Below are 17,834 nucleotides of genomic sequence, written 5' to 3'. Positions count from 1 at the left end.
GTCAGGTGGTTGAGATTTTTCATCCCAGTGCGGCGGAATAGATATCCGGCTTGAAACCGACGATCCGCCGGTCGCCCAGATCGAGCACCGGCCGCTTGATCATCGAGGGGTTGGCGAGCATCAGCGCGATGGCCTTGTCGGCATCCATCCCCTGCTTGTCGGCATCGGGCAGTGCGCGGAACGTCGTGCCCGCCCGGTTGAGCAGCACTTCCCAGCCATGTTCCTCCACCCAGCCGCGCAGAGCGGCGGCGTCCACCCCGGCTTTCTTGTAGTCGTGGAACTGATAGGCAATTCCCTGCCCGTCCAGCCAGGTGCGGGCTTTCTTGATCGTGTCGCAATTGGGGATGCCGTACATGGTGATGGTCATGCGGAATTCCTTCTCTAGATCTTGCCTGTCCCTCTTTAGACGTCGGCCCCGCCAATGATCTCCGGGTCCCGCACATAACTGAACGCTCCTTCGCCGGACCAGCCCCGTCCGTCCGGGTAGCGTCGCTCGACCCCGGAGAGGTCCTGCTCATCGGCGAGGCGCATATTGACGCCCATCATGCTGTTGCCATAGCGCGCCGCGCCGCTTTCCGTCATCGCGAAATGGGTGGTCGATCCGCAATGCCCGCAAAACCGAATGGCGACGGCGGGATCACCCTTGTCGGTGCGGGAATAGGCGCTTGCCGTTCCGGTGACGGTGACCTCTGATGGATCGAAATAGCCCCAATGCGCACCGGTCTTGGCGCATAGGGTGCAGTTGCAGGCGTGGATGAAGTCGGGCTTTCGCGCGATGACGAGGGTCACCTCGCCGCAATGGCAGGAGAGAGCGAGCATCCGGCGGCCGTCAGCTCTTCCTGAGCGCCGTCACGTCGATCTCGATCTTCATTTCCGGCTTGATGAGCTGCACGACGACGCAGGTCGCCGCCGGGCGGACTTCGCCGAATGCCTTGCCCAGCACCGGGCCGATGAGATCCCAATAGCTCGGATCCGTGATGTAATAATTGGCGCGCACGACATCGGCGAGGGCGAAGCCGCCCTTTTCCAGCGCCGCCTCGATCGTGTTGAGCGCGTGGCGTGCCTGCTCGGCGACCGATTCGGGGTAGGTTTTGGTGTCCGGGTCCGCGCCGGTCGTGCCCGCCACGAAGCACCAGTCACCCTGCACCACCGCGCGGCTGTAGCCGACCTGCGTTTCAAAGGGGGAACCGGAAGAGATGAGGGTGCGGGTCATGATGGGTCCTTGGTCATGGTGTTGCGGCAAAAGGCTGCGGTCGCTTGCGCGACCGAGTAATTCGGACGACCATCCCCCGGATGGTCGCTAGATCCGAATTACTCCCACTCGATCGTGCCGGGGGGCTTACTGGTATAATCGTACACGACGCGGTTGATGCCCTTCACCTCGTTGATGATGCGGGTGGCGACGCGGCTGAGGAAGGCCGCGTCGAAGGGGTAGATGTCTGCGGTCATTCCGTCGGTGGAGGTCACGGCGCGCAGGGCGCAGACGCAATCATAGGTCCGCCCGTCGCCCATCACGCCCACGGTGCGCACGGGGAGGAGGACGGCGAAAGCCTGCCAGATGGCGTCGTAAAGCCCGGCGTTGCGGATTTCCTCGAGGTAGACGGCGTCCGCCTTGCGCAGGATGTCGCAGCGTTCCTGCGTGACCTCGCCGGGAATGCGGATGGCGAGGCCGGGTCCAGGGAACGGGTGGCGGCCGACGAAGATGTCGGGCAGGCCGAGTTCCTTGCCGAGAACGCGCACTTCATCCTTGAACAGCTCGCGCAGTGGTTCGACCAGCTTCATGTTCATGCGGTCGGGCAAGCCGCCGACATTGTGGTGGCTCTTGATGGTCACGGACGGCCCGCCGGTGAAGCTGACGCTTTCGATCACGTCGGGATACAGCGTGCCCTGTGCAAGGAAGTCCGCGCCGCCGACGGCCCGGGCTTGTTCCTCGAACAGGTCGATGAACGCCTTGCCGATAAACTTGCGCTTGGCTTCCGGATCGGTGACGCCCGCGAGGCCGCCGAGGAAGGTTTCGCTCGCGTCGACATGGACGAGGTTGATGCCGTAATGCTGGCGGAACAGCGCAACAACCTGCTCCGCTTCATTAAGGCGCATCAGGCCGTGATCGACGAACACGCAGGTGAGCTGGTCGCCGATCGCTTCGTGGATCAGCACGGCGGCCACCGCCGAATCGACCCCGCCTGACAGGCCGCAGATCACGCGGCCCTTGCCGACCTGCGCGCGGATATCGGCGATCTTGGTGGCGCGGAATTCGGCCATCGACCAGTCGCCCGCGCAGCCGCAGACATGGCGCACGAAATTGGCGATCAGCTTGCCGCCGTCGGGGGTGTGGACGACCTCCGGGTGGAACTGCATCGCGTAGAAGCGCTTCGCCTCGTTCGCGACGATGGCATAGGGCGCGCCCTCGCTGGTGGCGACGACTTCGAAGCCATCGGCCAAGCGGGTGACCTTGTCGCCATGGCTCATCCAAACCTGATGCTTTTCGCCCGGGGCCCAGAGGCCATCGAACAGGGTGCAGGTTCCGGTCACGTCGATGAACGCGCGGCCGAATTCGCCACCCTCGCCACCTTCGACCTTGCCGCCCAGCTGCTCCATCATCGTCTGCTGGCCGTAACAGATGCCCAGGATCGGGATGCCGGCGTCAAAGAAGGCTTGCGGCGCGCGCGGGCTGTCGTCCCACATCACCGAGGACGGACCGCCCGAAAGGATGATCCCGTTGGGCTTGAGGCGATCGAACGCTTCAGCGGCGGCGTTGAAGGGGGCGATTTCGCTGTAGACCCCGGCTTCGCGCACGCGGCGGGCGATCAATTGCGTGACCTGACTCCCGAAATCGACGATCAGGATCGACTGATGGGCGTGCACGGTCATGGGAATCGCTTTCTCGTCTGGCGGGGTGAGAGCCGGTTAGGCCGCTCGCCCGCAACTGTCCAGAGAGGGAGCGCGGCTTATTCCCTCACCCACTGGTCCATCGGTATGCCCTGCGCATGAAGCAGAACGGACAGATCGCCATAGCGGATTTCGGCATCCGCCGCCGCGCGCGCTTTTTCCTTGGCGTGATAGGCAACGCCGAGCCCTGCGGCGGCGAGCATCGGGATGTCGTTCGCGCCATCGCCCACCGCCAGCGTAAGCGGCTGGGCGATGCCATGTTCGGCCATCGCCGTTTCCAGCTCATGTTGCTTGCGGGCGCTGTCGACGATCGGCGTCTGTACCGTCCCGGCGAGCGCGCCGTCCGCAATGTCGAGCACATTGGCAACGACGCGGGCAAAGCCGATCTCCTTTCCCACCGGATCAGCAAAGCGGGTGAAGCCGCCCGAAACCAATACGCTGTGCGCGCCGCGCGCCGCCATGGTGCGGACCAGCGCCTTAGCGCCGGGCATGATGCGGACACGCTCGGTGCGGCACCGGTCGATCATCGCCTCATCCAGCCCGGCGAGCAGGGCGACGCGAGCGTTCAATGCCTCAGCGAAATCCAGCTCGCCGCGCATCGCACGCTCGGTGACGTCGGCAATCTGAGCCTTGATCCCGGCATAGTCGGCCAATTCGTCGATGCATTCGATCGTGATCATCGTCGAATCCATGTCGGCGACGATCAGCTTCTTCTCGCGCCCGGCGACCGGCTGGACGATGACGTCAATGTGATTGGGCAGCGTTGCGAGCGCGGCACGCGCGGCGGCAGGATCCTGCGTGAAGAACAGATCCGCCGCCTTGTCCGGTGCGGTCACGGTCCAGACATCGGGGTTGCAACCGGCGTCGCCGAGCCGATCGGCGGCTTCGTCAATATCCCCCTGCCCCAGGGCGTTGCTTGCGACTAAGGTGGCGACGAACATGAGCACTCCCGATCCAGCACAGCAGGACGAATCCGCCCGCCCCCGCGTCGCGCTTATCGCCGGGCCGACCGCCAGCGGCAAGAGCGCGATTGCACTGGCGCTCGCCGAAGCGACCGACGGCGTGGTCGTCAACGCCGATGCGAGCCAGGTGTATCGCGACCTCGCGGTGCTGTCCGCCCGGCCGGACGCCAGCGACATGGCGCGCGCGCCGCACCGGCTGTTTGGCCATATCGACGGGGCGCAGGCCTGTTCCGCTGCGCGCTGGGCGGATGAGGCAAAGACGGAAATCGCGCAGGCGCACAGAGCGGGGCGGTTGCCCATTCTGGTCGGAGGGACTGGGCTTTACATCCGCACCCTGCTGGACGGGATCGCGCCGATCCCCGACATCGATCCGGCGATCCGGGCCGAGGTCCGCGCGATGCCGGTCGCCGATGCCCATACGGCGCTGCTCGGCGAAGATCCGGAAAGCGCGCACCGCCTCGCCCCGGCGGACAGCGCCCGCGTGGCCCGTGCGCTCGAAGTCGTGCGCTCCACCGGGCGAAGCATCCTGTGGTGGCGCCAGCAGAAAGCCGGTGGAATTGGCGACAGCATCGACCTGCGCCCGGTTGTCCTCCTCCCACCGCGCGACTGGCTGACGGAGCGGTGCGACCAACGCTTCGCCCTGATGATGGAGCGGGGCGCAATAGAGGAAGTGGAAGCGTTGCTCGCCCGCACCCTGTCGCCCGAGCTTCCGGTCATGCGCGCGATCGGCGTGCCGGAGCTGTCCGGATGGTTGAACGGGGACTGGAGCCGGGAGGACGCGATCGCACGCGCGACTCTCGCGACCCGGCAATATGCCAAGCGGCAATATACGTGGTTTTCCCGGCAGCTACCCGCTGAATGGCCGCAGGTTCACGAACCAATCGATAACAAAAAATCTATTGAAAACGTAATAAAATTACTCATTTAATTGTTGACATAGAATTTTGTTTCTCATAGACGCGCCGTCCATTGTCGGACTTGCCAATCAACCCCGCTTCGCGCAATGCGCGCGGGGGGTTGGGGGCGGATCCGACATCCCATAAGGAGAATGAGCGTGGCCGAACGCAGCGGCGCAGATATATTGGTGCAGTGCCTGGTGGATCTGGGGGTCGAAGTCGTGTTCGGCTATCCCGGCGGCGCCGTGCTGCCGATTTACGACGCGCTCTATAATCACCCCACGATCAAGCATATTCTCGTCCGCCACGAGCAGGGCGCGACGCATATGGCGGAGGGCTACGCCCGTTCGACCGGCAAGCCCGGCGTCGTGCTGGTGACGTCCGGTCCGGGCGCAACCAATGCCATCACCGGCATCACCGACGCGCTGATGGATTCGATCCCGATGGTCGTCATCACCGGACAGGTCGCCACGCACCTGATCGGCACCGATGCGTTTCAGGAAGCGGACACGGTCGGCCTGACACGGCACTGCACCAAGCATAACTATCTGGTGAAGTCGCCCGCGAAGCTCGGCGCCATCATTCATGAGGCGTTCCATATCGCGACGTCCGGGCGACCGGGACCGGTCGTTATCGACATTCCCAAGGACGTGCAGGTCGCCACCGCGCCCTATAGCAAGCCCGATGCGAACGAGCACCCCAGCTATCGCCCGCAGGTCAAGCCCGACGCGGCCGCCGTTGCGCGCGCGGTCGAGATGATCGCACAGGCAGAGCGGCCGATCCTCTACACCGGCGGTGGCGTTATCAACGCGGGGCCAGAGGCCAGCGCACTGCTGCGCGAGCTGGCGGAGATGACCGGCGCGCCGGTGACGTCGACGCTGATGGGTCTGGGCGCTTTCCCGGCCTCCTCGCCGCAATGGCTGGGGATGCTGGGCATGCACGGCACCTATGAAGCCAATATGGCAATGAACCGGGCGGACCTGATCATCTGTCTGGGCGCGCGTTTCGATGACCGGGTGACGGGACGGCTGGACGCGTTCTCGCCCGAAAGCAAAAAGATCCATGTCGACATCGATCGCAGCTCGATCAACAAGAATGTCGTCGTCGACCTGCCCATCGTCGCGGATGTCGGCGGGGCGATGGCGGAGATCATCGCGGGGTTGAAAGCGCAAGCGCACAAGCCCGCCGACCTGACCGAGTGGTGGAGCCGCATCACCGGATGGCGGGCCCGCAAGAGCCTCGGGTATATCGAGGACGGCATAGAGATCATGCCGCAGCGGGCCATTGCGGACCTGTTCACGGCGACGCGTGCAACCGGCAAGGATGTCATCATCACGACCGAGGTCGGCCAGCATCAGATGTGGGCCGCGCAGCATTACCACTTCGACGATCCCAACAAATGGCTGACGTCGGGCGGGCTCGGCACGATGGGCTATGGTTTCCCGGCGGCGATCGGCGCGCAGATGGGCAATCCGGACTCGCTCGTCGTCTGCATCGCGGGTGACGCATCGATCCAGATGAACATTCAGGAACTGGGCACGGCGACGCAATATCGCCTGCCGGTCAAGATCTTCATCCTCAACAACGAATATATGGGCATGGTCCGCCAGTGGCAGGAACTGACCTATGAAAGCCGCTATTCCAACAGCTATTCCGACAGCCTGCCCGATTTCGTGAAGCTGGCCGAAGCCTATGGCTGGACCGGCATCCGCATCGAGGGGCCGCAGGAACTGGAGGCGGGCATTCGCCAGATGATCGAAACGCCCGGGCCGGTGATGGTGGATTGCCGCGTGGCGCGCCTGTCCAACTGTTTCCCGATGATTCCGTCCGGGGCGGCACATACGGATATGTTGCTTGACCCCAGCCAGGTCTCGGGCACCATGAACGACGAAGCCAAGGCTCTGGTGTAGGGAAAGGCAGGATCATGACCGCTCATCTCAAGCTGCGCATCCATGTGAGCGAGCCATGGGATTTCGAGCGGACCAATGGCACGAGCGAACTCACCGGATGGACGATCGACTATGCCATCGACGAGTTGGAAGAATGGGAGGTCATGCTGGACCACGGCTACGACCTTAACGATGTGCACCATGGCCGGGTGCTGGTCAGCCCGCGCTATGTGGGTGAGCGCCTGACCAAGATTTATGACGCCTTCGTCGGCTTTCCGGTGCGGATCGCCCACCGGCTGGACGGCGACTGGCACTACGCGATGACGGGCATGCTGTCCGTGCGTCACGACACGGAAGAACACGGGGAAGACGAGTAATGCACATTGCGGAAGAAAAGACCGAGCGCCATGTGCTGTCGCTGACGGTCGCGAACGAGGCGGGTATCCTCGCGCGGATCGCGGGCCTGTTCACCGCGCGCGGGTACAATATCGACAGCCTGACGGTCGCCGACATCACGGCCGATCATTCGATCAGCCGCATCACCGTCGTCACCAACGGCCCGCCCCGCGTGATCGACCAGATCATCGCTCAGCTCGACCGTCTGGTGCCGGTGCACAAGGTCGCTGACCTGACCGACAACGGCCCGTTCGTCGAACGCGAACTGGCACTGGTGAAGGTCGCCGGCACAGGCGAGCACCGGATCGAGGCGCTGCGCCTTGCCGAAGTGTTCCGCGCCAAGGTCGTCGACACTACGACCGAGAGTTTCGTTTTCGAGATTACCGGCACGACCGAAAAGGTCGATACATTCGTCAACCTGATGCGCGGTATCGGTCTGGTCGAGGTCGGCCGCACCGGCGTGGTTGGCATCATTCGGGGCAAGGACGCCTCCTGAATTTCCTAAGCAGTATCGTTTTCCATCCCCCGCCCGTCCGGGCGAACCCAATCAACAGAAAGAGATGAAAATGCGCGTTTATTACGATCGTGATGCAGATATCGGCCTGATCAAGGGCAAGAAAGTCGCCATTGTCGGCTATGGCAGCCAGGGCCATGCCCATGCGCAGAACCTGCGCGACAGCGGCGTTGCCGAAGTCGCGATTGCCCTGCGCGCCGGCTCGGCGACTGCCAAGAAGGCCGAAGGCGCGGGCTTCAAAGTGTTGAGCAATGCCGACGCCGCCGCATGGGCCGACGTGCTGATGATCCTTGCCCCCGACGAGCATCAGGCGGCGATCTATGCGAATGATTTGCACGCGAACATGAAGCCCGGCGCGGCGCTCGCCTTTGCCCATGGCCTCAACGTGCATTTCGGCCTGATCGAGCCGCGCGCCGACATCGACGTGTTCATGATCGCGCCCAAGGGCCCCGGCCACACCGTGCGCAGCGAATATGTGCGCGGCGGCGGCGTCCCCTGCCTCATCGCGGTGCATCAGGATGCGACCGGTAACGCGCATGACGTCGCCCTATCCTATGCGTCGGGCGTCGGCGGCGGCCGGTCGGGCATCATCGAGACGACGTTCAAGGAAGAGTGCGAAACCGACCTTTTCGGTGAGCAGGCCGTGCTGTGCGGTGGTCTTTCTCACCTGATCACCGCCGGTTTCGAAACGCTGGTCGAGGCGGGCTATGCCCCCGAAATGGCTTATTTCGAATGCCTCCACGAAGTGAAGCTGATCGTCGACCTGATGTATGAGGGCGGCATCGCCAACATGCGCTATTCGATCAGCAACACCGCGGAATATGGCGACATCCACACCGGCCCGCGCATCATCACCGATGAGACGAAGGCGGAAATGAAGCGCGTGCTGGCCGACATCCAGTCCGGTCGTTTCGTGAAGCGCTTCATCCTCGACAACCGCGCTGGTCAGCCGGAGCTGAAGGCCAGCCGCAAGCTTGCCGCCGCGCACCCGATCGAGAAGACCGGTGCGCAGCTGCGCGCGATGATGCCCTGGATCGGCGCCAACAAGCTGGTCGACAAAGAAAAGAACTGACACGGTTCGTCGCGCGCGGGTAATCCGTGCGCAACGGCGTCTGGCACAGACAGGGGGGACCGGCTATAGAGCGGGTCCCCCCTTTCCTTTTCAGGAGACTGTCCATGCGAACCCTCCCCATTGCCGCCATAGCCGCCATCGGCCTCTTCACCAGCGCCGCGCTCGTTGCGCAGGCCGGAGCGCCCGCCACCCCCGGCGCAGCGGACCCGGCACGGGTTACCGGTGGAACCTATGCTGTCGACCCCGGGCATACGCAGGTGCTGTTTGCGTATAATCACATGGGCATCACCAACAATGTTGGCGTCATCGCCATGCCCACCGGCAGCCTGACCCTCGACCCGAAAAAGCCCGCCGATGCGAAGGTCAGCATCAGCTTTCCGGTCGCGAATATCCGCACCGGTATCGCCAAGCTGGATGAGCATCTGATGAGCGCGCAGTTTTTCGACGCCGCGAAATTCCCCAATGCCACGTTCGAATCGACCAGCGTCAAGATCGATGGCACCGACGCGGACATCACCGGCAACCTCACCATCCATGGCGTGACCAAGCCCGTGACACTCGACGCGAGCTTCGTGGGCGCGGGCACGAACCCGATGTCGAAGAAGGAAATGATCGGCTTTTCCGCAACCGCCGCAATCAAGCGCAGCGACTTCGGCCTGGGCATGGCCGTACCGATGGTCGGCGACGCGGTCGAGCTGAAGATCGTCGCCGAATTCGACAAATAGTCTGCGGTGAAGCCGGATCGTGTGGCCCCTTGCGACCGGTCCGGCTTCGTCCTCCCCCCGCAACAAAAGGGTGGACATTCCCCGCCCGTTACCGCTAAGGCGCGAGCATCATGCAGACCGCTCGCGCCCTGTCCTGCCTTCTTCTACGACTTACACGCCCTTAGGCGTGTCTCTGGTGCTGGCCGCTGACGGCCGCGCGACCGCCTAAGGGCATTTCACCTTCGTCCTAGTCGCTCCGGCTCTCGCGCCGTTCGTTGTTGCAGGAATTTCATGTCATGATGCTGTCCGACCCCTCACAGAAATACCGTCCGTTCCCGCAGGTTGATTTGCCCAACCGGCAATGGCCGAGCCGCACGATCACGAAGCCGCCGCGCTGGCTCTCCACCGATCTGCGCGATGGCAATCAGGCGCTGATCGACCCGATGAACGCGGAAAAGAAGCAGCGCTTCTTCGAACTTTTGATCAAGGTCGGACTGAAGGAGATCGAAGTCGGTTTTCCGTCCGCGGGCGCAACCGAGTTCGATTTCATTAGCGGGCTGGTGCGCTCCGGCGCGATCCCCGACGACGTGACGATTCAGGTGCTGACCCAGGCGCGACGCGACCTCATCGAGACGACGTTCCAGAGCCTGGAGGGCGCGAAGCGCGCGATCGTCCATGTCTACAATGCGGTGTCGCCCGCATGGCGGCGCATCGTGTTCGGCATGGAGCGCAACGAGATCAAGAAGATCGCTATCGATGCCGCCAAACTGTTGCGCGACGAGGCGGCCAAGCGCCCGGACACCGACTGGCATTTCGAATATTCGCCCGAGACCTTCTCCACCGCCGAGCTGGATTTCAGCCTGGAATGCTGTGAGGCGGTGATGGACATCCTGCAGCCGACGGCGGAAAAGCCGCTGATCCTAAACCTGCCCGCCACGGTCGAGGCGGCGACCCCCAATATCTACGCCGACCAGATCGAGTGGATGTGCCGCCACATCAGCAAGCGCGACGCCGTGGTCATCAGCCTGCACCCGCATAACGACCGGGGCACCGGAGTCGCGGCGGCGGAACTGGGTCTGATGGCGGGTGCGGACCGGGTCGAGGGATGCCTGTTCGGCAATGGCGAGCGCACCGGCAATTGCGATCTGGTGACAGTCGGCCTCAACCTGTACACGCAGGGCGTGAACCCGCTGCTCGACTTCTCGGACATCGACGAGGTCATCCAGACGGTCGAATATTGCAACCAGCTGCCCGTGCACCAGCGCCATCCCTATGCGGGCGAGCTGGTGTTCACCGCCTTTTCCGGCAGCCATCAGGACGCGATCAAGAAGGGCTTTGCGGCGCAGGAAGCGCGCAACGACCAGCTGTGGGACGTACCCTATCTGCCGATCGATCCCGCCGATCTGGGCCGCAACTACGAAGCGGTCATCCGCGTCAATTCGCAGTCCGGCAAGGGCGGCGTCGCGTGGGTGTTGCAACAGGACAAGGGCCTCAAACTGCCCAAGCGTATGCAGGCCGATTTCAGCCGCGTGGTGCAGGGCGTCGCGGATCAGACCAGCCGCGAGCTTAACGCCAACGACATCTGGCAGGCCTTCGAGTCGCATTATCGCCTGACCGAAGGCCAGCGATTCGAGCTGGTCGACTATCAGGAAAGCGGGGCGGCCGGCGACCGCATCTTCGTCGGGCGGATCACGCTGGACGGCGAGGAACGCAGCATTTCCGGGCGCGGCAATGGCTTGTTGTCGAGCATCCTGTGTGCGCTGCGCGAGGAACTCGGAGTCGATTTGGAGATCGCGGATTATAGCGAACATGCGGTCGGCGCAGGCACGGATGTGAACGCCGCCGCCTATGTCGAGTGCCGGACGCCGGATGGCCGCACATTTTTTGGCGCGGGTCTCGATAGCGATGTCGCTACGGCATCCGTGAAAGCGGTGCTCTCGGCGGCGAACGGCGTGGCGTTGGCGAGCGCCTAGGGGGTTGCAACCTCCCCGGTTTGGTGATTGTTACGCCGCATCATCCAATCCGGGGGAGTTTTGATGCCGTTGCCCACGCCGTTGTTCGACACTTTGCGCCTGCCCGCCATGGCCGCGCCGATGTTCATCGTCTCCGGGCCGGAGCTGGTCATCGCGGAGTGCTGTGCGGGTATCGTCGGCAGCTTTCCGGCTCTCAACGCGCGACCGCAGAGCCAGCTCGACGAATGGCTGCACCAGATTACCGAGGCCCGCGCGGCATGGGACCGCGATCATCCGGATGCCCCCGCTGCTCCGTTTGCGGTCAACCAGATCGTTCACAAATCCAACAGCCGACTCGAAGAGGACATGGCGACCTGCGCCAAATGGAAGGTGCCGATCGTCATCACGTCGCTGGGTGCGCGCGAGGACGTGAACGCCGCAGTGAAGGGCTGGGGCGGCGTCGTGTTCCATGATGTCATCAACGACCGGTTCGCGCGCAAGGCGATCGAGAAGGGCGCGGACGGCGTTATCGCGGTCGCGACGGGTGCCGGGGGACATGCGGGCACGCAGTCACCCTTCGCGCTGGTGCAGGAAATCCGCCAGTGGTTCGACGGGCCGCTGGCGCTGTCGGGCGCCATCGCGCATGGCCGCTCGGTATTAGCGGCGCGCGCCCTAGGCGCCGACCTCGCCTATATCGGCAGCGCGTTCATCGCGACCCGCGAAGCCAACGCGGTCGAGGCCTACAAGCAGGGCATCGCCGATGGGCACGCGGACGATATCGTCTACACCAACCTTTTCACCGGCGTGCATGGCAACTATCTGCGCGCGTCGATCGTCGCGGCCGGGCTGGACCCCGACCATCTGCCGGAAAGCGACCCCAGCGCAATGAACTTCGGCGGGGATACCGCAGTCAAGGCATGGAAGGACATATGGGGCTCGGGTCAGGGCATCGGGGCGATCGAATCGATCCTGCCCGCTGCGCAGCTGATCGAGCGGCTGATCGAAGAATATGAAGAGGCGCGCCGCCAGCTTTGTTCCTGACCGCGAATGTGGCACGGGTGCGGCCGTTCAGCCCTTGACGTGTCGGTAGGCCGCCAAGGCCCGCTCCCGCGCTTCGCGGTGGCCGATGATCTTGGCGGGGTAGTCGGCGGGGCGGCAGCCATGGGCATCGGGATCATGCACGGCGTCACCCTGGATGTGCGCGAGTTCGGGCACCCACTGGCGGATGTAGTCCCCGGCATCGAATTTCGGTGACTGGACCAGCGGCGCCATGATGCGACCGAACATGTTGGCGTCGACACCGCTGCCCGCCACCCACTGCCAGTTGACCGAGTTATTGCCGTAGTCGGCATCGACCAGCGTGTCCCAGAACCACGCCTCGCCCACCCGCCAGTCGACCAGCAGATGCTTGATGAGGAAGCTCGCCGCGATCATCCGCACGCGGTTGTGCATCCAGCCGCTCGTCCACAGCTGCCGCATGCCCGCATCGACGATCGGGTAGCCGGTCAGGCCTTTCTTCCATGCGGAGATGTCGGCGCGCGCCTCCGATGTGGAGCGCCATGGGAGCGTGTCGAAGGCCGCTTTCCCGTTGGCCTTGCCGTAGTCGGGGTAGGTCAGGATGATGTTCTGCGCATAGTCACGCCAGATGATTTCGGTGCGGAAGGTCGTCACCCCCGCGCTGCGGCCGCGCAGGGCATGCCACACCGCCGCGGGCGAGATCTCGCCGAAATGCAGATGCGGCGACAGGCGGGACGATCCCTCCTGCGAGGGAAGATTGCGGGCCTCGTCATAATCGGACGCCTTGTCCACGAAGTCGTCGAGCCGTTCGTGCGCGCCCTCCTCCCCGGGCGTCCATTCCTCCGCCATACCGGTCGCCCAATCGGGCTTCGTCGGCAGCAGGCTACATTCGTCCAGCGTTTCGCTCTTCGGCCAGTGGTCGGGCGCGGACATATGTGCGGGCGCGGGGCGCGGGGCGGGCGGCGGCATATGCTCCACAACGGCGCGGGAGAAAGGCGTGAAAATCTTGTACGGGCCACCCGAACCGGTTTTCACCGTCGCGGGCGGGAGCAGATAGTTGCCGTCATGACAGACCAGATCGAGCCGCTTGGCAACGTCCCGTTCTGCATTGCGCCACCAGGGTTCATAGTGGGCGATGGCATGAACACGCCCCGCGCCGCTTTCGTCCGCAAGCGCCGCGAGCACATCGGCGGCTTTGCCCCGCCGCAGGATCAGCCGCGATCCCCTGGCGCGCAGCGCGGCGTCGAGCGCCGCAAGGCTATGGTGCAGCCACCAGCGCGACGCTGCGCCCATGATGCGGTACTTCGGCCCGTGATCGTCCAGGATGTAGACCGGAATGACCGGCCCCTCCTCCACCGCCGCAAGGAGCGCAGCCTGATCGCGCAGGCGCAGGTCACGGCGCAGCCAGAGGAGGGTCGGTTTGGACATGCCCGTGCCTAACGCGCGAAAGGCAAATCGGGTATCCCTCAATTCATCGCAAGGATGCCTTTTTCATCCTGGCTCCATCATCGTCGGCCCGATACGCTGCGGGAAACCAGCGGGGACCGCGCGATGAAACCAAACGTCGATCTGTTGACCATATTAGGGCTATCCATGGCCATTCACCCGCTGCTGACCATGTGGCATGAGATCGGTGGCCACGCGGTGGCGTGTGCGGCGCTGGGCGGCCATGTCGCGACGATCGGCGCTTACTATGTCGATTGTACCGGGCTGGCCGGCTGGCGGAGCGTTGTCGTGTCCTGCGCCGGCGTTACCGTTAATGCCGTGCTTGCCGTGTGGGCTTACGCGTTGTGGACGCGCGCGACACAGGACAGGGCGCGGCTGGTCCTGTGGCTGATATGGGTGAGTGAAGCCTTCGTCGCGGCGGGCTATTTTGCCTTTTCGGGCGTATCGGGCTTTGGCGATCTGGGCACAGGGGAAGGCGGCGGGCTTGAGGGGTTGCCCATGCCGGTCGTCATCCGGGTGGGCGAACTGCTTTTCGGCATTGCCGCTTATATTCTGCTGGTACGCGCCGCCATCCGATCGCTTAACGGCATGATCGGGACTGGCCCTCAAACCGACGCGGTGCGCAAGACAATTGCGCACGGTTTTTATGCCGGAGCCGGGGCCGGGGCTATTCTTGTCGGCCTGCTCAACCCAGTCGGGCTGATCATCACGATCATGTCGGCGGTGGCATCATCCTTCGGCGGACTCGCCGGTTTCATTTCTGTGGGCTATGCGATCGCACCTCTGGACGCGCCAAAGCCGTTCAGTCTTGCGCGTAACCGGCCTGTCATTATCGGCGGCGCGGCAATCCTGATCGCCTTCGCGGCGATATTGGGACGCTCATTGTATTTCTGAGGCAGGCGGAGCTTATAGCTCCGGCCCTGACCCCGCGCTGCCCGCTTCGGCGGCGTCGGTTTCCGCGCCGGAGCCAACGGTCCAAGTCTGCCCTTGGCTGACCAGCTTTTGCAGGTCGGGTGTCTTGCCCTTGGCGGCCTGCTCGTTCTGGGCGACGACAGCGCTTTCGAAGCTGGGAGCGGGATCGTCATAGAGCACGCCCAGCGCCATCGGGAAGCTGCCGAACGGCATTTCGACCAACATGTGCGCGACCGAGCGATTGGTGACATCATGGACGATCACGTCGGCCGCCTGCCAGTCGCCATCGACGACATCGACCACTTTGAGGGTCAGGGCCTCACGATCGAGGGCAATGCCCTTGGCGCCCTTCCCGAACAGCATCGGCTTGCCGTTTTCGAGCCAGAGCTGGCCGTCATCCGCGTTCTTCTTCTCGGTAAAGTCGGCGAACACGTCTTTGTTATAGACGATGCAGTTCTGGAAGATTTCCACGAACGCCGCGCCCTTGTGGGCATAAGCGGCCTTGAGCACATCGGGAAGGTTCTTGCTGACGTCGAACCCGCGCGCGACGAACCGCGCACCGCTGCCCAAAGCGAAAGCGGCGGGCTTGGCAGGGCGGTCGACGGAACCGAACGGCGTCGAAGGGCTGCGTGTGCCTTCACGGCTGGTCGGCGAATATTGGCCCTTGGTCAGGCCGTAGATCTCGTTGTTGAACAGCAGGATCTGGCAATCGAGATTGCGGCGCAGAATGTGCATCGTGTGGTTGCCGCCGATCGAGAGCGCGTCGCCATCACCCGTGATGATCCACACGTCGAGTTCCGGGTTGGCGAGCTTGACGCCCGTAGCCACCGCCGGCGCGCGGCCATGGATGGTGTGGAAACCATAGCTTTCCACATAATAAGGGAAGCGCGACGAGCAGCCGATGCCCGAGACGAACACCGTGCTTTCCGGGCGCGCGCCGATTTCCGGCAGGGTGCGCTGAACCGCTTTCAGGATCGCGTAGTCGCCGCAACCGGGGCACCAGCGGACCTCCTGATCGGTCTCCCAGTCCTTGGGCGTCATCTTCGCTACGGGGGTCATATCGTTCATAATTGTCTTCCTTTCCCGTCATGCCAGCGCAGGCTGGCATCTCCCGCCTCTTGAGACCCCAGCCTTCGCTGGGGTGACGGACTTATTTCAATGCATCTTCAATCGCCGCCTCGATTTCCGCAATCCGGAACGGCTGGCCCGACACCTTGTTGAGCGGCTTGGCATCGACGAGATACTGGTCGCGTAGCACGGTCTTCAACTGGCCAGTGTTCATTTCCGGCACGATGATCTTCTCATAGCCCTTGAGCAGCGTACCCAGATTCTTGGGCAGCGGCCAGATATGGCGGATATGGACATGCGAGACGTCGCGGCCCTTGGCGCGGGCGCGGCGCACCGCCTGGTGGATCGGGCCGAAGGTCGATCCCCAGCCCACCACCACCAGCTTGCCACTGTCGGTGCCGAGCGAGACATCCTGATCGGGCAGGCTGTCAGCGATGCCGAGCACCTTGTTCTGGCGGATGTCGGTCATCGCCTGATGGTTGGCAGGCGAATATTCGATATGGCCGGTGTTGACGCCTTTTTCGATGCCGCCAATACGGTGCATCAGGCCGGGCGTGCCGGGCTTTACCCACGGGCGTTTCAGCTTTTCGTCGCGGGCATAGGGCAGGAAGCCGCCTTCCTGCGCAGTGTCCATGAACGTCACCGGGAAGGGCGCGAAAGTGGCCATGTCCGGCACCTTCCACGGTTCGGCAGCGTTGGCGATATAGCCGTCGGTCAGCAGCATGACCGGGGTCATATACTGCACGGCGATCCGGCATGCCTCGATAGCGCATTCGAACGCGTCGGCGGGCGAGCGCGCAGCAATCACCGGCATGGGCGCGTCGCCATTACGGCCATAGACCGCCTGATAGAGGTCCGACTGCTCGGTCTTGGTGGGGAGGCCGGTGGACGGGCCGCCGCGCTGCGAGTTGACGATAACAAGCGGCAGCTCGGTCATGATGGCAAGGCCGATCGCCTCACCCTTCAACGCGATGCCCGGCCCGGACGAACTGGTGATGCCAAGCGATCCGGCATAGCTTGCGCCGATGGCCGAGGCGATCGCCGCGATCTCGTCCTCCGCCTGGAAGGTCGTGACGCCATATTCCTTGAGGCGGGACAGGTGATGCAGGATCGCGCTGGCAGGAGTGATCGGATAGCCGCCGAAGAACATCGGCAATCCGGCAAGCTGCGTTCCAGCCACAAGGCCCAGCGAGATGGCTTCGGCGCCGGTCACGGTGCGGTAGAGGCCCGACGGCACGGCGGCGGACGGCACATGATGCTGCTTGAGGCCCAGACCTTCGCCGCTGATCTCCGCCGTTTCGCCATAAGCATGGCCCGCATCGAGCGCGGCGATATTGGCGTCGGCGAGTTCCGGGGCCTTGGCGAACTTCGCCTTGAGCCAGGCAACGATCGGCTGGCGATCGCGATCGAACATCCACAGCGCCAGACCCAGCGTCCACATATTCTTGCAGCGCAGCGCTTCCTTGTTGCCAAGACCAAAGGGCTTGACGCTGTCGAGGGTAAGCTGGGAAATGTTGAGCGAGAGGAGCTGCCATTGCGCCAGCGACCCGTCCGTCAGCGGGTTCGCCTCATATTTCGCCTTGGCAAGGTTGCGGTCGTTGAACTCACCCTCGTCCGCGATGATGAGGCCGCCAGGCTTCAGATCCTTCACATTGGTCTTGAGCGCGGCCGGGTTCATCGCGACCAGCACATCGGGCGCATCGCCAGCGGTCGTGATGTCCGTCGAGCCGAAGTTGATCTGGAAAGCGGACACGCCGAAGAGCGTGCCTTGCGGCGCCCGGATCTCGGCCGGGAAGTCCGGGAATGTCGCAAGATCATTGCCCGCCAGCGCCGTCGAAAGGGTAAACTGCCCGCCGGTCAGCTGCATCCCGTCGCCGCTGTCCCCCGCAAAGCGGACGACAACCGACTCGAGCGACTGGTCGTCAGCCGGATCGATCGGAGGAGAAAGAGGGGCGACACTCGCCATAGCACCTATCCTGTATTTTCTTGGCAGTGGGGGAAAACTGCATGTTCCCTACGCCTTGCCCGGCCCGTCATCAAAAAAGAATTAGTCGGGGTGGTCGATAGCGCGCTTTTCCCACGGCAACAATGGCGAAACCGTGCCGCAAGTACCAGAG

17 protein-coding genes are annotated in these 17,834 nt (G+C 63.8%); 9 read left to right on the top strand and 8 right to left on the bottom strand.

What is annotated here, in order from left to right:
* Positions 1-19 precede the first annotated feature (19 nt).
* The 5 genes from FHS92_RS12795 to serB all read right to left on the bottom strand — a co-directional run bounded on the left by FHS92_RS12795 (position 20) and on the right by serB (position 3,830).
* On the bottom strand, positions 20-367 hold the full coding sequence (locus FHS92_RS12795; protein ID WP_184081116.1) for an ArsC family reductase: 348 nt from the start codon (positions 365-367) through the stop codon (positions 20-22).
* A 35-nt stretch (positions 368-402) separates the two neighbouring features.
* Positions 403-819: a GFA family protein gene (locus FHS92_RS12790; protein ID WP_184081115.1), complete on the bottom strand. Its 417-nt coding sequence runs from the start codon at positions 817-819 to the stop codon at positions 403-405.
* A gap of 10 nt (positions 820-829) precedes the next feature.
* Positions 830-1,213 carry a RidA family protein gene (locus FHS92_RS12785; protein WP_184081114.1) on the bottom strand — a complete coding sequence of 128 codons (384 nt, stop codon included), beginning with the start codon at positions 1,211-1,213 and terminating at the stop codon, positions 830-832.
* Positions 1,214-1,311: 98 nt separating this feature from the next.
* Complete coding sequence (gene guaA, locus FHS92_RS12780; RefSeq protein ID WP_184081113.1) at positions 1,312-2,871, bottom strand: glutamine-hydrolyzing GMP synthase; 1,560 nt, start codon at positions 2,869-2,871, stop codon at positions 1,312-1,314.
* A 77-nt stretch (positions 2,872-2,948) separates the two neighbouring features.
* Positions 2,949-3,830: a phosphoserine phosphatase SerB gene (serB, locus tag FHS92_RS12775; RefSeq protein ID WP_184081112.1), complete on the bottom strand. Its 882-nt coding sequence runs from the start codon at positions 3,828-3,830 to the stop codon at positions 2,949-2,951.
* Here serB and miaA point away from each other — a divergent pair.
* From miaA to FHS92_RS12735, 8 genes are all read left to right on the top strand, one after another.
* On the top strand, positions 3,829-4,779 hold the full coding sequence (miaA, locus tag FHS92_RS12770; protein ID WP_184081111.1) for a tRNA (adenosine(37)-N6)-dimethylallyltransferase MiaA: 951 nt from the start codon (positions 3,829-3,831) through the stop codon (positions 4,777-4,779). The genes serB and miaA overlap by 2 nt on opposite strands.
* A 126-nt stretch (positions 4,780-4,905) precedes the next feature.
* A complete protein-coding gene (locus FHS92_RS12765) occupies positions 4,906-6,657 on the top strand; it encodes an acetolactate synthase 3 large subunit (protein ID WP_184081110.1) in 1,752 nt (583 codons plus the stop codon).
* A 14-nt stretch (positions 6,658-6,671) separates the two neighbouring features.
* Complete coding sequence (locus FHS92_RS12760; RefSeq protein WP_184081109.1) at positions 6,672-7,013, top strand: hypothetical protein; 342 nt, start codon at positions 6,672-6,674, stop codon at positions 7,011-7,013.
* Entirely contained in the window at positions 7,013-7,528 is a 516-nt protein-coding gene (gene ilvN, locus FHS92_RS12755) for an acetolactate synthase small subunit (RefSeq protein ID WP_184081108.1), read from the top strand. The genes FHS92_RS12760 and ilvN overlap by 1 nt, the downstream gene beginning before the upstream one ends.
* A gap of 70 nt (positions 7,529-7,598) precedes the next feature.
* Complete coding sequence (gene ilvC / locus FHS92_RS12750; RefSeq protein ID WP_184081274.1) at positions 7,599-8,618, top strand: ketol-acid reductoisomerase; 1,020 nt, start codon at positions 7,599-7,601, stop codon at positions 8,616-8,618.
* Positions 8,619-8,722: 104 nt separating this feature from the next.
* A complete protein-coding gene (locus FHS92_RS12745) occupies positions 8,723-9,343 on the top strand; it encodes a YceI family protein (protein ID WP_184081107.1) in 621 nt (206 codons plus the stop codon).
* Between the two features lie 275 nt (positions 9,344-9,618).
* Positions 9,619-11,295 carry a 2-isopropylmalate synthase gene (gene leuA, locus FHS92_RS12740; protein ID WP_184081106.1) on the top strand — a complete coding sequence of 559 codons (1,677 nt, stop codon included), beginning with the start codon at positions 9,619-9,621 and terminating at the stop codon, positions 11,293-11,295.
* Positions 11,296-11,358: 63 nt separating this feature from the next.
* The gene (locus FHS92_RS12735; RefSeq protein ID WP_184081105.1) at positions 11,359-12,315 is read left to right on the top strand and encodes an NAD(P)H-dependent flavin oxidoreductase; all 957 of its coding nucleotides are present in this window, start codon (positions 11,359-11,361) and stop codon (positions 12,313-12,315) included.
* Positions 12,316-12,342: 27 nt separating this feature from the next.
* On the opposite strand, the gene FHS92_RS12730 is transcribed toward FHS92_RS12735, so the two are convergent.
* Positions 12,343-13,719, bottom strand: coding sequence for a cryptochrome/photolyase family protein (locus FHS92_RS12730; protein ID WP_184081104.1), 1,377 nt, complete (start codon positions 13,717-13,719; stop codon positions 12,343-12,345).
* 123 nt (positions 13,720-13,842) lie between these two features.
* On the opposite strand from FHS92_RS12730, the gene FHS92_RS12725 reads away from it, so the two are divergent.
* Positions 13,843-14,631 (top strand): hypothetical protein, encoded by a 789-nt coding sequence (locus FHS92_RS12725; protein WP_184081103.1) that lies wholly within the window; start codon positions 13,843-13,845, stop codon positions 14,629-14,631.
* A 12-nt stretch (positions 14,632-14,643) separates the two neighbouring features.
* Here FHS92_RS12725 and FHS92_RS12720 read toward each other — a convergent pair whose 3' ends face one another.
* A complete protein-coding gene (locus tag FHS92_RS12720) occupies positions 14,644-15,717 on the bottom strand; it encodes a 2-oxoacid:ferredoxin oxidoreductase subunit beta (protein WP_184081102.1) in 1,074 nt (357 codons plus the stop codon).
* Positions 15,718-15,799: 82 nt separating this feature from the next.
* A complete protein-coding gene (locus FHS92_RS12715; RefSeq protein ID WP_184081101.1) occupies positions 15,800-17,683 on the bottom strand; it encodes a 2-oxoacid:acceptor oxidoreductase subunit alpha in 1,884 nt (627 codons plus the stop codon).
* Between the last annotated feature and the right edge of the window lie 151 nt (positions 17,684-17,834).

Origin of the sequence: Sphingobium subterraneum (assembly GCF_014199435.1) — a bacterium.
GTDB lineage: Bacteria > Pseudomonadota > Alphaproteobacteria > Sphingomonadales > Sphingomonadaceae > Sphingobium > Sphingobium subterraneum.
The sequence above is the reverse complement of the archived record's forward strand: the minus strand, read 5'-3'. Positions and strand labels throughout refer to the sequence as shown.